Annotated in this window: 14 protein-coding genes; 7 read left to right on the forward strand and 7 right to left on the reverse strand. The window is 60.9% G+C overall.

All coding sequences use genetic code 11. The features are described 5' to 3' along the window. Positions 1–8 precede the first annotated feature (8 nt). Positions 9–3,146: an EAL domain-containing protein gene (locus CNX70_RS20160; RefSeq protein WP_096236460.1), complete on the reverse strand. Its 3,138-nt coding sequence runs from the start codon at positions 3,144–3,146 to the stop codon at positions 9–11. Between the two features lie 261 nt (positions 3,147–3,407). Between CNX70_RS20160 and CNX70_RS20165 the strand changes: the two genes are divergently transcribed. Further along, on the forward strand, positions 3,408–3,914 hold the full coding sequence (locus CNX70_RS20165; RefSeq protein ID WP_071322895.1) for a DUF1993 domain-containing protein: 507 nt from the start codon (positions 3,408–3,410) through the stop codon (positions 3,912–3,914). 156 nt (positions 3,915–4,070) lie between these two features. Here the strand turns inward: CNX70_RS20165 and CNX70_RS20170 are convergent, their stop codons facing one another. Together CNX70_RS20170 and CNX70_RS20175 are read right to left on the reverse strand one after the other, a co-directional pair. Beyond that, positions 4,071–4,265, reverse strand: a complete 195-nt coding sequence (locus CNX70_RS20170) for a DUF1289 domain-containing protein (RefSeq protein WP_096236462.1) — start codon at positions 4,263–4,265, stop codon at positions 4,071–4,073. Then, the gene (locus CNX70_RS20175) at positions 4,265–4,843 is read right to left on the reverse strand and encodes a DUF1415 domain-containing protein (RefSeq protein ID WP_425269197.1); all 579 of its coding nucleotides are present in this window, start codon (positions 4,841–4,843) and stop codon (positions 4,265–4,267) included. The genes CNX70_RS20170 and CNX70_RS20175 overlap by 1 nt, the downstream gene beginning before the upstream one ends. Positions 4,844–5,176: 333 nt before the next feature. On the opposite strand from CNX70_RS20175, the gene CNX70_RS20180 reads away from it, so the two are divergent. The 5 genes from CNX70_RS20180 (at position 5,177) to CNX70_RS20200 (ending at position 10,148) form a co-directional block, all read left to right on the forward strand. Beyond that, positions 5,177–6,589, forward strand: a complete 1,413-nt coding sequence (locus tag CNX70_RS20180) for a transglycosylase SLT domain-containing protein (protein ID WP_096236464.1) — start codon at positions 5,177–5,179, stop codon at positions 6,587–6,589. Positions 6,590–6,692: 103 nt separating this feature from the next. Continuing rightward, complete coding sequence (gene fabI / locus CNX70_RS20185) at positions 6,693–7,481, forward strand: enoyl-ACP reductase FabI (protein WP_096236466.1); 789 nt, start codon at positions 6,693–6,695, stop codon at positions 7,479–7,481. 72 nt (positions 7,482–7,553) lie between these two features. Then, entirely contained in the window at positions 7,554–7,832 is a 279-nt protein-coding gene (locus CNX70_RS20190) for a hypothetical protein (protein ID WP_096236468.1), read from the forward strand. 5 nt (positions 7,833–7,837) lie between these two features. Next, entirely contained in the window at positions 7,838–8,359 is a 522-nt protein-coding gene (locus CNX70_RS20195) for a helix-turn-helix transcriptional regulator (protein ID WP_096236470.1), read from the forward strand. Positions 8,360–8,741: 382 nt separating this feature from the next. Continuing rightward, a complete protein-coding gene (locus CNX70_RS20200) occupies positions 8,742–10,148 on the forward strand; it encodes a DEAD/DEAH box helicase (RefSeq protein ID WP_071076465.1) in 1,407 nt (468 codons plus the stop codon). A gap of 88 nt (positions 10,149–10,236) precedes the next feature. On the opposite strand, the gene CNX70_RS20205 is transcribed toward CNX70_RS20200, so the two are convergent. From CNX70_RS20205 to CNX70_RS28615, 4 genes are all read right to left on the reverse strand, one after another. After that, positions 10,237–10,695, reverse strand: coding sequence for an acyl-CoA thioesterase (locus tag CNX70_RS20205; RefSeq protein WP_096238581.1), 459 nt, complete (start codon positions 10,693–10,695; stop codon positions 10,237–10,239). A gap of 127 nt (positions 10,696–10,822) precedes the next feature. After that, the gene (locus CNX70_RS20210; protein WP_096236472.1) at positions 10,823–11,191 is read right to left on the reverse strand and encodes a hypothetical protein; all 369 of its coding nucleotides are present in this window, start codon (positions 11,189–11,191) and stop codon (positions 10,823–10,825) included. A gap of 129 nt (positions 11,192–11,320) precedes the next feature. Beyond that, entirely contained in the window at positions 11,321–11,458 is a 138-nt protein-coding gene (locus CNX70_RS28610; RefSeq protein ID WP_167389696.1) for a hypothetical protein, read from the reverse strand. Positions 11,459–11,696: 238 nt separating this feature from the next. Next, positions 11,697–11,870, reverse strand: a complete 174-nt coding sequence (locus CNX70_RS28615) for a hypothetical protein (protein ID WP_167389697.1) — start codon at positions 11,868–11,870, stop codon at positions 11,697–11,699. 248 nt (positions 11,871–12,118) lie between these two features. On the opposite strand from CNX70_RS28615, the gene pepA reads away from it, so the two are divergent. Beyond that, entirely contained in the window at positions 12,119–12,952 is an 834-nt protein-coding gene (gene pepA, locus CNX70_RS20215) for a flocculation-associated PEP-CTERM protein PepA (RefSeq protein ID WP_096236474.1), read from the forward strand. The last annotated feature ends 25 nt before the right edge of the window (positions 12,953–12,977 follow it).

The raw sequence follows: 12,977 nt of genomic DNA on the forward strand, positions 1-12,977 counted from the left end.
GATACCTTTTAATTAGTTAGTGGTGGTTCCAGCGGGTCGAGCCAGCGCTCCAGCATATCCTCTGCCAGCACCGGGCGGCTATAAAAATAACCTTGCGCCAGCTTGCAGCCATGGCGCAGCAGGAAAGCGGCCTGCTCTTCCGTCTCCACGCCCTCGGCGATCACCGACAAGTGCATGCTCTTGCCCAACTGGATGATGGCAATCGCAATCGCCTCGTCGTTCACATCCGTCGAGATATCCTTGATGAAGGAGCGGTCGATCTTCAAGGTCTGCACGGGTAGCTGTTTCAGGTACGCGAGCGAGGAATAGCCGGTGCCGAAGTCGTCGATGGCCAGTCCCACGCCGATGGCGTGCAGATCGTTGATGAAGCCCAGCGCGTCGCCCGTGTTCATGATCACCGATTCCGTCACTTCCAGCTGCAGGCGCTGCGGCTCCAGCCCCGTTTCCTTCAGAATGTCGGCCACCATGCCGGCAATGCTGCCCCGCTCGAACTGTTTCACCGACAGGTTGACGGCCATCTTCGGCACGTGCAAGCCCTGCGCCTGCCAGCGCATCATCTGGCGGCATGCTTCGTCGAGCACCCATTTGCCCAGCTGGTTGATGAAACCGCTGTCCTCGGCCAGCGGGATGAAGCGCACCGGTGGCACCAGGCCCAGTTCCGGGTGGTTCCAGCGCACCAGCGCCTCCACGCCGACCAGGCGGCCCGTGTCGATTTCCACCTGCGGCTGGTAATTCAGGAACATCTCGTTCTTTTCCAGCGAGCGGCGCAGGAAGGTTTCCAGGCGCAGGCGCTCGACGCCCTCGCCCGTCATCGACGGCGCATAGAAGCGGTAGCCATTACGCCCGCGCGCCTTGGCCTGGTACATGGCCACGTCGGCATTGCGGATCAGCATATTCAAGTCCAGCGCATCGTCCGGATACAGGCTGATGCCCACGCTGCACGTGACGAACAATTCATGGCCGGCCACCGTGAACGGCTGCTCGAACATGGTCATCAGCTTTTCCGCCACCTGCGTGGCGCCGTATTCGCCATCGACGCGCTCGAGCAGCACGATGAATTCGTCGCCGCCCAGGCGCGCCAGCGTATCGCCCTCGCGCAGGCGGGCCGCCAGCTGGCCGGCCACCTTTTGCAGCAATTCATCGCCGATATGGTGGCCCAGGGTGTCGTTGACGTTCTTGAAACGGTCCAGGTCGATGAACAGCACGGCCAGCTGCTCCTGCTCGCGCGCAGCGCGCAGCAAGGCGTGCTGCAGGCGGTCGTGGAACAGCAGGCGGTTCGGCAGCGCCGTCAGCGGATCGTGGTGCGCCATGTGGTCGAGCTTTTCCTGCGACTCCCTGAGCAGGGTGATATCGCTGAACACGCCCACATAATGCGTGGTGACGCCATGCGTGTCGCGCACGGCGCTGATGGTCAGCCACTCCAGGTAGATGTCGCCGTTCTTGCGCTGGTGCCAGATCTCGCCGCGCCAGAAGCCCGAGGCGATCAATGCATCCCACATGGCCTGGTAAAACGCCGCGTCGTGGCGCTGCGAACGCGTCAGCGACGAGTGCCGTCCCAGCGCCTCGGCTTCATGGTAGCCCGTGATCTGCGTGAAGGCCGGGTTGACGGCGACGATGATACCGGCGGGATCGACCACCATCACGCCATCGGCGATATGTTCCAGCACGGTGGCCGACAGGCGCAGCTTTTCCTCGGCTTCCTTGCGCGAGGTGATGTCGGCATACACCCAGATGCTGCCGTCGTTGGGGTGCAGCGGATCGAGCGCACAACCGCTGACCAGGGCCCAGAACTGGCTGCCGTCCTGGCGCAGGTAGTGGCGCTCCTCGCTGAAGTCGCCGCCAGCCGCCAGGGCCGGATACTGGCGCTCGCCCGCCGCCTCGAACTCGAAGTGCGAGGGGAAGACGATGGCGGTCGAACAGCCCGTCATTTCGGCGTGAGCGTAGCCGAACAGCTCCTCGCAGCGGCGGTTGACGGAAATGATGCGGCGGTGGCGCACGAACATCACGCCGAACATCACATTGTCGAGGATGGCGCTTTGCTCCGTCAGCAGCGCCTCGATGCGCATCTCGTGGTGCTTGCGCTGGCTGATGTCGGCAATGATGCCGTCGACCCAGACGACGCCCTGCTCACCGGCCTGCGGCTGGCCATTCTCGGCCACCCAGCGCTCGATGCCGAAGGCGTCGATGATGCGGTATTCCAGCGCATACGGGCGCACCTCAAGCACCGCCTGGCGCACGGCGCGGCGGTGTTCGCGGCGGTCTTCCGGGCAGATCAGGTCGGCCCAGGCGTACGTGCTGCCGCGCATGAACTGGCGCGCAGAATAGCCGGCGATGTCTTCGATGGCATCGCTGACGAAATCGATGGGCCCGTCGGGCCGGTAGCGGAAAACGGCGCCCGGCACTTGCGTGACGATGGTGCGGAAACGCTCTTCGCGCTGGCCCACGTCCTCGAACAGCTGGCGAATGGCCGCGCGCATTTGCTCGAGTTGGGCCGTCAGGCGGCCCAACTCGTCATTGCTATGCGAGGCCAGCGGCGTGTCAAAATCGCCGTGCGACAGGCGGTCGGAAAAGCGCGTCAGGCGGCGCAGGGGTTTCAACAGGCGGCGGTTCAGGAACAGCACGATCAGCGCCATCGACACGGCCAGCTGTGCGCCCAGCACGAAAATATAGGACATCTGCTTTTCGCGCAGCTCCTGCTGGCTGCGCGCATCGTCCATCTCGACGACGATGTGGCCGATGCGTTCGCCACGCACGAGGATGTCGCGCTCGGCGCGGTACAGATTGCCCACGGGCCGCTGCGGCGCCTGCAGGCTGATGAATTCCGTGTCGCCCTGCCCCAGCACCTTCACCAGCAGCACGGCGCGGTCGCGCATTACCGACTCGACCAGCGAATGGGCCGATTCCGCATTCATGTTCCACAGCGATTCCTGCATGCCCAGCGCCAGGATGTCGGCATTGCGCTGCAAGGCTTCGTTCAGGCTGGTGCGCGCCGACTGGCGTTCATGCACGCCGACCAGCAGATAGCTGCCGAAAATGGCGGGCACGACCAGGCCGCCAAACACCACCAGCAGCAAGGCGCCATAGATCGACGAGCCGTACAGCACACGCAGGCTGGCGCGCAAGCGCTGATAGGGCGAATTAAACATGCGGCAACAGGGCAACAGGGATCAGGCAGGCGATCATGGAACTTTACAGGGGAATCCGGGTGATAAGGCGGGAAGAAACTTTTTCAGGAGCAATTATGCATGGAAAAAGCGGGGGAAGTCACCAACAAACACGCACCAACGGCAACCTCATGCCATATACACAGGGCTGAAAAACCACACGCGGGCTGGCGCGCCCGGCCAGCGCCAGCAGAAAAACGCGCAGCTTGCTATCATCGCGCCACTTTACCTCGAGGAACCACCATGACCTTCTCTATCTACTCCGCTTCCATCCCCGTCTTCAAACAGATCCTGGGCAGCCTGGCCGCCATCCTGGACAAGGCGGAAACGCACGCGCAAGACAAGAAAATCGACCCTAACGCCCTGCTGCAATTCCGTTTGTTCCCGGACATGCTGCCCTTCGTGCGCCAGATCCAGATCGCCACCGACTTCGCCAAGGGCTGCGGCGCGCGCCTGGCCGGCGTGGCCGTGCCACCGTATGAAGACAGCGAACAGAGCTTTGCAGAGCTGAAAGCGCGCATCGTGAAAACCATCGCCTTCCTGGAAAGCCTGCCGCAAGCGGACATCGACGGCAGCGAAACGCGCGCCATCACCACCGGCAGCGGCGAAAAGACCAAGCACTTCACGGGCCAGACGTATCTGTTCCACTACGCGCTGCCGCACTTCTTCTTCCACGCGACGACGGCGTACGACATCCTGCGCCACAATGGCATCGAAGTGGGCAAGAAAGACTTTATCGGCAGTTTCTGAGACGCATAAGCAAATCTACTGCGCGGCGCGCTTTGCGGCCTGCGATGCTCGCCGTACTTGAGTACGGCTGCGCTTCTTAGCCACAAATCATCGCCGCTCGCTACGATTTGCTTAAGCGTCGACGCAATAGGGGGATACTGCTCTATTGCGTCGCTATTAAGTATTCCGGCGCGGATACCCTTGAGAAAGAATCCGCACCCACACCACTTCCTTCTCTTCCTCCGTCATCGACACCCAGTGGGCCACTTCCACCACGCTGCGGCCGCAGCCGCGGCAGATTTCGTCGAAGGTGGTCGAGCAGACCGCCACGCACGGCGTATCGGGACGCGGCGGCAATTCCTTGTCAGCCATCAGGATACCTTCGGCAAGCCGAGCTTTTCCCAGCCTTCGACGCCCAGCGCTTCCAGTGTGGCGATATTCTTGTCAAAAATTTCCGACGCTTCCGGGAACGCTTCGACGGCGCGCTCGATGCTGTCTTCGCGCAGCAAGTGCAGGGTCGGATACGGCGAGCGGTTGGTGTAGTTGCTGATGTCGTCCTCGAACGTCTCGGCAAACTGGTAGTGCGGATGGAAACTGGCCACTTGCAATTCGCCGGCCAGGTGCATGTCTTCCACGGCCGCATCGGCCACATCGAGAAACTCGTTGTAGTCGAGGAAATCGTTGAGGGTGTACGGATGGATCAGCAAGGTCGTGTCGATCTGCTCGGGGTCCGTGTCGGCCAGCGTTTGCAGCTCGTCCATCAGCATCGCCAGCAGATCTTCCGGATTGCTCGATTCGCACACCACATAGCGGATCTGCTTCTTGACGTGCACGGCCTTGGCGAACGGGCACAGGTTCAGGCCGATCACGGCCTTTTCCAGCCAGGCAACGGTATTGGCGATGATGACGGCGTTGTCGTCGTCGTGGCGCGGCGGGGTGTTCATATGCATGACTCTCTATCAATATGGCGGCCGGCAGCTCAATGGCCGGCCAAAGCCAAATTGTACGCACTCTTTGCGCAGTCTCATACTCGACGGCTGCCAGGCTTGCGCCATCGCCCCCGCCATGTATGCTATAACAGCGGCCGAATCGCGCATCGGGCAAATTAAATTTGCAATAATGACAGCATCTGCGAATGGAAACCTTGTCGTTTCCCACTTATTGCCGCGTATTTCCTGTCATCATGCTGACATAATTCTTGACTCCGGCATGTGGATATACGTACACTCGCAGCTTGATCATGGGTCAGTCCGATGTTTCTCCGACGACAACAATGGAACACTATGCACGAAAACTCCTTTAAATCTACCGTCCTGGCGGCGTTGGCCCTGGCGCTTGCGCCCGCCCTCAGCCAGGCGTACGAAGCCGGTGTTGAGAGCGATAACGCGCCAGTCGCTGCAACCACACCCGCCCTGATCCCGATGACCGCCCAGGTCACGGCGAAACTCCCTACCCTCGACAACCGCCTGCAAAAGACCGACCGCCTGCTGAAAAACCTCAGCGACAATTCCGATCCGCTGCGCGAAGCCGACGTCTGGGGCCGCATCCGCAGCGGTTATGCGATTCCCGACATCAACAACCAGCTGGTGGCGAACCACGTCAACTGGTATGCCACCCGCCCCGACCACCTGGCTCGCACCACGGCGCGCGCCTCGCGTTATATCTTCCACGTGGTGCAGGAACTGGAAAAGCGCGGCATGCCGACGGAACTGGCCTTGCTGCCGTTTATCGAGTCCGCCTTCAACCCGCAGGCATTCTCCAGCGCCAGTGCGGCCGGCCTGTGGCAATTCGTGCCGGCCACCGGACGCGATTTCAACCTCAAGCAAACCATGTTCAAGGACGACCGCCGCGGCGTGCTGGCCTCGACCGATGCGGCATTGACGTACCTGCAGCGCCTGTATGACATGTTTGGCGACTGGCAACTGGCGCTGGCCGCCTACAACTGGGGCGAAGGCTCGGTGCAGCGTGCCATCAAGAAAAGCCAGGCGCTGGGCAAACCGACCGACTTCGAAAGCCTGGCCGACCTGATGCCGGCCGAAACGCGCAACTACGTGCCGAAACTGCAAGCGGTGAAAAACATCATCGCCAATCCGGCCCAGTTCGGCCTGACCCTGCCCGTGGTCGACAACCAGCCGTATTTCACGGCCATCGACAAGACCAGCGACATCGACATCACCGTCGCGGCCCAGCTGGCCGAACTGTCGACCGACGAATTCAAGGCGCTGAACCCGCAATTCAACCGCCCCGTCATCATCGGCGGCGAAAAGACCAAGATTTTGTTGCCACAGGAAAATGCGGCCAAGTTCACCACCAACCTGGCGCAATGGGGCCATGCCTTGTCGAGCTGGACGACGCACAAGATCACCAATGCGCGCGAACGCATCGAAACCCTGGCGTCGAAATTCGGCACCACGGCCGATGTGCTGCGCCAGGCCAACAACATCCCCCAGCGCACCAGCCTGCGCGCCGGCTCCACCATCCTCGTGCCGAAGACTTCGGCCACGATGAACAAGGATATCACCCAGGAAATCGCCGACAGCGCCACCATGCTGCTGGAAGCGGACCGTCCGGAACGGGCCGCCAAGACACTGCGCCGCGTCGCCAAGGGCGGCAAGGTGCAAGCTGCGCCAATTTCCCTGGTAAAACCGCGCATCCAGCGCGGCGGCGGCAACAGCCGGGCAAAAGCGCGTCACTGATCGCCTGAGTTGTATTGACGCACCTCACCGGCCGCCACAGCTTTGCTGTCGCGGCCGGTTGCACATCCGCCTTACCCGCCCACCACCCCAGACAGGAGTCGTCATGGCTTTCTTGCAAGGCAAAAAAATCCTCATCACGGGCCTGCTGTCGAACCGCTCCATCGCCTACGGCATCGCCAAGGCTTGCCACCGCGAAGGCGCGACCCTCGCCTTCACGTATGTGGGCGAGCGCTTCAAGGAACGCATCACGGAATTTGCGGCCGAATTCGGCAGCGCACTGGTCTTCGACTGCGACGTATCCAGCGATGATCAGATCAGCGCCGTCTTCAGCGACCTGGCGCAGCATTGGGAACACCTCGATGGCTTGGTGCACGCCATCGGCTTTGCGCCGCGCGAGGCGATTGCCGGCGACTTCCTCGACGGCCTGTCGCGCGACAGCTTCCGCATCGCGCACGATATTTCCGCCTACAGTTTTCCTGCCATGGCCAAGGCCGCCCTGCCCCTGCTGCATCCGGGCGCCTCGGTCCTGACCCTGACTTACCTGGGCGCCGTGCGCGCCGTGCCCTATTACAACACCATGGGCCTGGCCAAGGCGTCGCTGGAAGCGTCCGTGCGCTACCTGGCCGAGTCGCTGGGCCCGCGCGGCATCCGCGCCAACGGCATCTCCGCCGGCCCCATCAAGACCCTGGCCGCCTCCGGCATCAAGGATTTCAGTAAACTGCTGGGCTTTGTGGCGGAACACGCCCCGCTGCGCCGCAACGTCACCATCGAAGAAGTGGGCAACACGGCGGCCTTTTTGCTATCCGACCTGGCCTCAGGCATCACGGGCGAGATTACCTACGTCGATGGCGGCTTTTCGCAAGTGATGGCCGTCAATCCCGAAGTAGAGTAATGCGGTGATGGCCGATATTTTTCGGTTGTCACTTGACAACTGAAAAATGTTGACATACATTGGAGACATCACATGGCGCGCTCCTCGCACCCGAAGAAAGAAATCGAAGCGGCGCTGCGCCACGCGGAAAGCCAGGGCTGGCGCGTGGAAGTCGGTGGCAGCCATGCCTGGGGGAAAATCTATTGCCCCTACAATGACGACGGCTGCCGCTGCGGCGAGTTTTGCATCGCCTGCATCTGGAGCACACCAAAGAATCCGGGCAACCACGCACGAGCGATCCGGCGAGTAGTAGATAATTGCACTTTCAATAAACTGATGCACGACTGCATGCAACGCAAATCCCGGGGATAGCCATCATGGATTACATCTTTACGCTCAAGTATCGCCTGCCCGACCACGAACACGACCTCGACGCGCTGGTCGAGCGCCTGGGCAGTGGCGGTTGCGACGACGCCTTGGCTGGCATCGGGCAAGCGGGACGGCTGGCGTTGGAATTCACGCGCGAGGCCAGCAATGCCAACGAAGCGCTGCTGAGCGCCCTGGCCGACGTCAAGGTCATCGTACCCGATGCCGTGTTGTTCGAGGCCGCGCCCGACTTCGTGGGCTTGACGGACGTGGCGCAGGTACTGGGCCTGTCCCGCCAAAACCTGCACAAGCTGATGAGCAAACACCGCCATAGCTTCCCCGTGCCCGTGCATGAGGGCAGCGCCAGCATCTGGCACCTGGCCGACGTACTGGCATGGCTGCATGCCAAGGGAACATATCAGCTGGAACCCGGCCTGGCCGAACTGGCGCAGGTCACCCGGCAAATCAACCTGGCCAGGGAAACGGCACAGGCACCCCCACTGCCCGCCGACATCGTGGCCATGCTCAATTAAATCAACGAAAACTACGTATTCTTACTTATTTCGCATAGGAAACATATTCAAAACGTGGTAGGACTGTCGTTTCTTCCCATTTAGGCCGTGCAAAACGGCGGCAAATACGGTATAGTGTCGTTGTGCGCTGCAATATGTTCGCTTGAAGCGATGGCAACACCGCAGTAACATGCAATTACAAACTTAGCAGCTTCGCAAGCCTTAGCGCATCCACAGGATGCCGCTTATAAAGCCCTCCCGCCTTGTGTGTCGCACCTGACACCGTCCCGGCGCAAAGCTTTTGTGCCGAAATTTCTTTCTAGTTGAGTCATTTCGTTTTGGTTGGCGTTGCTATTTTGCGTTCTGCTTTTTGCAAGAACGCTGATTTTTACGAAAGAAAAGAATGACATTTGAATCCTTAGGCCTGCATCCGTCCATCATCGCCGCTCTGACCGAATCGGGCTACACCGCGCCAACCGCGGTACAGTCGCAAGCGATTCCAGCCGCGATTGAAGGCCGTGACCTGCTGGTCTCGTCGCAGACCGGTTCGGGCAAGACCGCAGCTTTCATGCTGCCGTCGCTGCACAAACTGGCCAGCGCCGAACAAAGCGCCGCCAGCAAGACGCCGAACCAGGAAATGCAAGCATCGCGCGCCCGCGGTGAGCGTCCACGCTTCAAGGCTGCCCAGCCAAAAATGCTGGTGCTGACGCCAACGCGCGAACTGGCCCTGCAAGTGACCACCAACACAGACAAGTACAGCACCGGCATCCGCCGCATCAAGGCTGTGTCGATCCTGGGTGGCATGCCTTACCCTAAACAGATGCAATTGCTGGCCAAGAATCCTGAGATTCTGGTCGCCACCCCTGGCCGTCTGATCGACCACATGGACTCGGGCAAGATCGACTTCTCGCAACTGGAAATCCTGGTGCTGGACGAAGCCGACCGCATGCTGGACATGGGTTTCATCGACGACATCGAAAAAATCGTGGACGCGACGCCAGAAGGCCGTCAAACCATGCTGTTCTCGGCAACGCTGGACGGCGTGGTTGGCAACATGGCCCGCCGCATCACGAAAAACCCGCTGGTCATCCAGATCGCCGGTTCGTCGAACAAGCATGAAAACATCACCCAACGCGTCCACTTCGTCGACGATCTGTCGCACAAGAATCGCCTGCTGGATCACCTGCTGCGCGACGAAACCCTGGACCAGGCTGTTGTGTTTACCGCCACCAAGCGTGACGCCGACACCATCGCCGACCGTCTGAACATCGCCGGCTTCTCGGCTGCCGCCTTGCACGGCGACATGCATCAGGGCGCGCGTAACCGCACCCTGGACGGCATGCGCCGCGGCCAGGTCAAAGTGCTGGTCGCCACCGACGTTGCCGCCCGCGGCATCGACGTACCGACGATCACCCACGTGTTCAACTACGATCTGCCGAAGTTCCCGGAAGACTACGTCCACCGCATCGGCCGTACCGGCCGCGCTGGCCGCAATGGCCTGGCCATCTCGCTGGTGAACCACGCTGAAGGCATGAACGTCAAACGCATCGAACGCTTCACCAAGCAATTGATCCCGGTCAATGTCATCGAAGGTTTCGAGCCTAAGAAAACGGCGTCGGCACCACGTTCGAGCGCCCGTCCAGGCGGCTGGAAACCAGGCGACAACCGTGGCGGCGCGAAGCCAGCGCAACGCACGTTCAGCAAGCCAGGCGCACCACGCAAAGACGGCGCACCTAGCACCGGCGGCGGCTACAAGGGTTCCAACCCGCGCAGCACCGACGGCGCACGCCGCAGCTACGGCGACCGTTAATCACGGCGCCATGCCGCCAGCAGGCGGCAGGCAATAAAAAAACGGCCACCAGATCGCTCTGGTGGCCGTTTTTTCATGTCCGCTGGATTTATTTCTTCGACACCTTCTGGCGCGACAGCTTGCGCAGCTTGGCTTGCTCGAAGCGCACCTGCTGCTCCGGCGTTTCCAGCACCAGCGGCGGCACGGCCACGGGCTTGCGATTGGCGTCCACGGCGACCATCGTGAAATAGCAGCTGTTGGCGTGGCGCACCAGGCGCTGCTGGATGTTTTCCGTCACCACGCGGATGCCCACTTCCATCGAGGTCGTTCCCGTGTAATTGATCGAGGCGAGGAACGTCACCAGCTCCCCCACGTGGATAGGCTGCAGGAACATCACCTGATCCACCGACAGGGTCACCACGTAGCTGCCCGAATAGCGGCTGGCGCAGGCGTAGGCGACGCTATCGAGGTATTTCAGGATGGTGCCGCCGTGCACGTTGCCGGAAAAGTTGGCCATATCGGGCGTCATCAGGACCGTCATCGTCAGTTCGTGGGCCGACCAGTTCATCGCGCTGTCCAAAGTGTTCTCCAAAGGGGAAATAAGAAAAAGAGTGGGATGTGAAAACCGGCCTCAGGGGCCGGTGGCAAAGCGCAGCGTCTATCCCGGCAGGGGGCGTCTTCTGCTGGGATAGGCTCTACAGGCCCAGGGTGTCGATGTCGGCCAGCGAGTCGCGGCCCTTGTCGGAAATGTCGTGCCCCTCGCCTTCCGCGCGTGCCACGATGTGGGCTTTCTTGCCCAGGAAATAGGCCACGTCCGATTCCAGCTTGGTCAGCGGATCGGCGGCGACGGCGCGCAGCCCCATGATGCAGCGGCGCAGGAACAGCAGCTGCTGTGCTTTCTCGGTGATGGATAAACGGCCATCGCGTGCATAGCTGAGCAGCTTCAGGCCGGACAGGCGCTTGGCATTGCGGGCAACGCAAGCACTGGGGCGCTCGGTCTTGATGCCGCGTGCAACTTGCTCCAGCGCGTCATATTCATCGGTTGTTAATTTCTCGTTCTTCATTACTTTTCCATAAAAGGCCAGGTGTTCGGCCCCCATGGTACGCGCCCCGCTGCGCATCGGCAACAGGCAACGTGAATCTAGCGCCGCCCGCCAGCCGGCCAGGCGGCGGAAACACGGGCGTGATGAGCGTTATTTATAGCTGCGCAGCAGCAGCCATGCCAGTCCGCAACCAGCCACGGCGCCCGCCAGCGCCAGCGCTGCGAGGTTTTTGCTGGTCATCACAGGGCGCCGGCCCAGGTAGATTTTGTTATGCAAGGAATTGCCCATGATGGTCTCCTGTACAAGAATTTTTATGATGTCTCATTATAAGAACAGAATCGTGACGGCCGCATGACACACAGCAGTTAGCGCTTGATTTGTATCCACTCGGCAACGTTTATTGGTATTTTTGTTGTTTAATTGGCGTAGCGATCCCGCCGCCCGCGCAATCCATTTCCGGTCAGAAATAAACAGCGCGCGGCAGTGGCATCGCCGCTCAGGTGCGCTCAGGCGTGCGACGACTTGGTTAGCCCATCCTGACGGGCGGCGGCGGTGGCGTCGGTTCCTCGACAGGCACGGGCTCCGTGTGCGGCGGCTTTTCCGGCGGCGGCATCAAAGGATCGCCTTCGGGTGGCGGCGGGATATCCGGTTCAGGCGTGCTATGCCCACGCAGCGCTGCATGACGGGATGGTAGTTGCATGGTGACCTCCTTTGCCCCACTCTAGCCGATGACAGGAAAAACTGGCGCCCGCGAGCCGCGCCATAGGCCGGCTAAAACGTCGATTTTTTTTACACAAGCACGAAAAATGGCATCCCTGTTTTTATAAGCTGTTGAATTCAAATACAAATATTACATGGTACGAATTCTGCTTCAAGGGCGTATGAGGTTATCTGAGGCAGCCGCCACAGTGACCTGGTCCGATCAACCCTCACGCTGAAGGAAATGCCATGAAACCGCTGTCTTCATTCCTGCGTTTCGCTATCTCCGCGGCCGCCATCGGCGCCGCGCTGATCAGTGCTCCCGCATTCGCTGGTCCCTTGTTTACCGTCAATGAAGGTTCCGTCCCCGGCACAGCAGCCAATCTGGTGGTGGCCGACCGCATCAGCTTTGAATATCACGCGCGCGTCGAACAAACCATCGTTGGCGGCTTGGGTGGCGGCAACGATCCCTTCACTCAAACAGGCTTTCTGACCAAGGCCGCTTTCGGCAGTCCCACCGGCGGCAGCGTGCCATCGCAACTGAACGCCCTGAATGGCTATGGCATCTATGGCCTGTTCAGCATCACCGGTCAGTCCGATACGCTGGCGGGCGGGATCCACGCTACATTTCAAACCCTGACCATGACCTTGTACATCGACCCCAACCAGGACACGTCACTGTCGGTCAGTAACGTTGCAGGCTCGCCGGTGAATGTGGGTGGTGCCGCCGGGGATGACTTTGCGATCGTGACCTACACGCTCGACGTGGGCGAAGCACACATTTTCGCCGGCCTGGCCCAGGGCGACTTCAAAGCCTTGCTTAACGCCACATTGACACCGCAAGGACAGTTGTTCTTCGTCAACCCCAACCCGTTTTTCCCGCTGGAGTCCCTCAGCGGGAATACCAACAGCTTCATCGGCGGCAGCCTGACCGACAGTTTCGTCGCGATGGCCGACGGTGGCGGCCTGGAATTATTCCAGGCAGCTGTACCTGAACCAGGCACCATCGCCCTGCTCGGTATCGGCCTGTTTGGCCTGGGCATGACTGCGCGCCGCCAGCAACGCGGGCAGCGCCAGGCTTGACATGCGATCATCCCGTCTGAAAGCC

Origin of the sequence: Janthinobacterium svalbardense (assembly GCF_002327145.1) — a bacterium.
GTDB lineage: Bacteria > Pseudomonadota > Gammaproteobacteria > Burkholderiales > Burkholderiaceae_D > Janthinobacterium > Janthinobacterium tructae.

Coding starts and splice junctions, on each gene's coding strand:
- CNX70_RS20160 (WP_096236460.1), bottom strand. CDS start 3,146: ATGTTTAATTCGCCCTATCAGCGCTTGCGCGCCAGCCTGCGTGTGCTG.
- CNX70_RS20165 (WP_071322895.1), top strand. CDS start 3,408: ATGACCTTCTCTATCTACTCCGCTTCCATCCCCGTCTTCAAACAGATC.
- CNX70_RS20170 (WP_096236462.1), bottom strand. CDS start 4,265: ATGGCTGACAAGGAATTGCCGCCGCGTCCCGATACGCCGTGCGTGGCG.
- CNX70_RS20175 (WP_425269197.1), bottom strand. CDS start 4,843: ATGCATATGAACACCCCGCCGCGCCACGACGACGACAACGCCGTCATC.
- CNX70_RS20180 (WP_096236464.1), top strand. CDS start 5,177: ATGCACGAAAACTCCTTTAAATCTACCGTCCTGGCGGCGTTGGCCCTG.
- fabI (WP_096236466.1), top strand. CDS start 6,693: ATGGCTTTCTTGCAAGGCAAAAAAATCCTCATCACGGGCCTGCTGTCG.
- CNX70_RS20190 (WP_096236468.1), top strand. CDS start 7,554: ATGGCGCGCTCCTCGCACCCGAAGAAAGAAATCGAAGCGGCGCTGCGC.
- CNX70_RS20195 (WP_096236470.1), top strand. CDS start 7,838: ATGGATTACATCTTTACGCTCAAGTATCGCCTGCCCGACCACGAACAC.
- CNX70_RS20200 (WP_071076465.1), top strand. CDS start 8,742: ATGACATTTGAATCCTTAGGCCTGCATCCGTCCATCATCGCCGCTCTG.
- CNX70_RS20205 (WP_096238581.1), bottom strand. CDS start 10,695: ATGAACTGGTCGGCCCACGAACTGACGATGACGGTCCTGATGACGCCC.
- CNX70_RS20210 (WP_096236472.1), bottom strand. CDS start 11,191: ATGAAGAACGAGAAATTAACAACCGATGAATATGACGCGCTGGAGCAA.
- CNX70_RS28610 (WP_167389696.1), bottom strand. CDS start 11,458: ATGGGCAATTCCTTGCATAACAAAATCTACCTGGGCCGGCGCCCTGTG.
- CNX70_RS28615 (WP_167389697.1), bottom strand. CDS start 11,870: ATGCAACTACCATCCCGTCATGCAGCGCTGCGTGGGCATAGCACGCCT.
- pepA (WP_096236474.1), top strand. CDS start 12,119: ATGAAACCGCTGTCTTCATTCCTGCGTTTCGCTATCTCCGCGGCCGCC.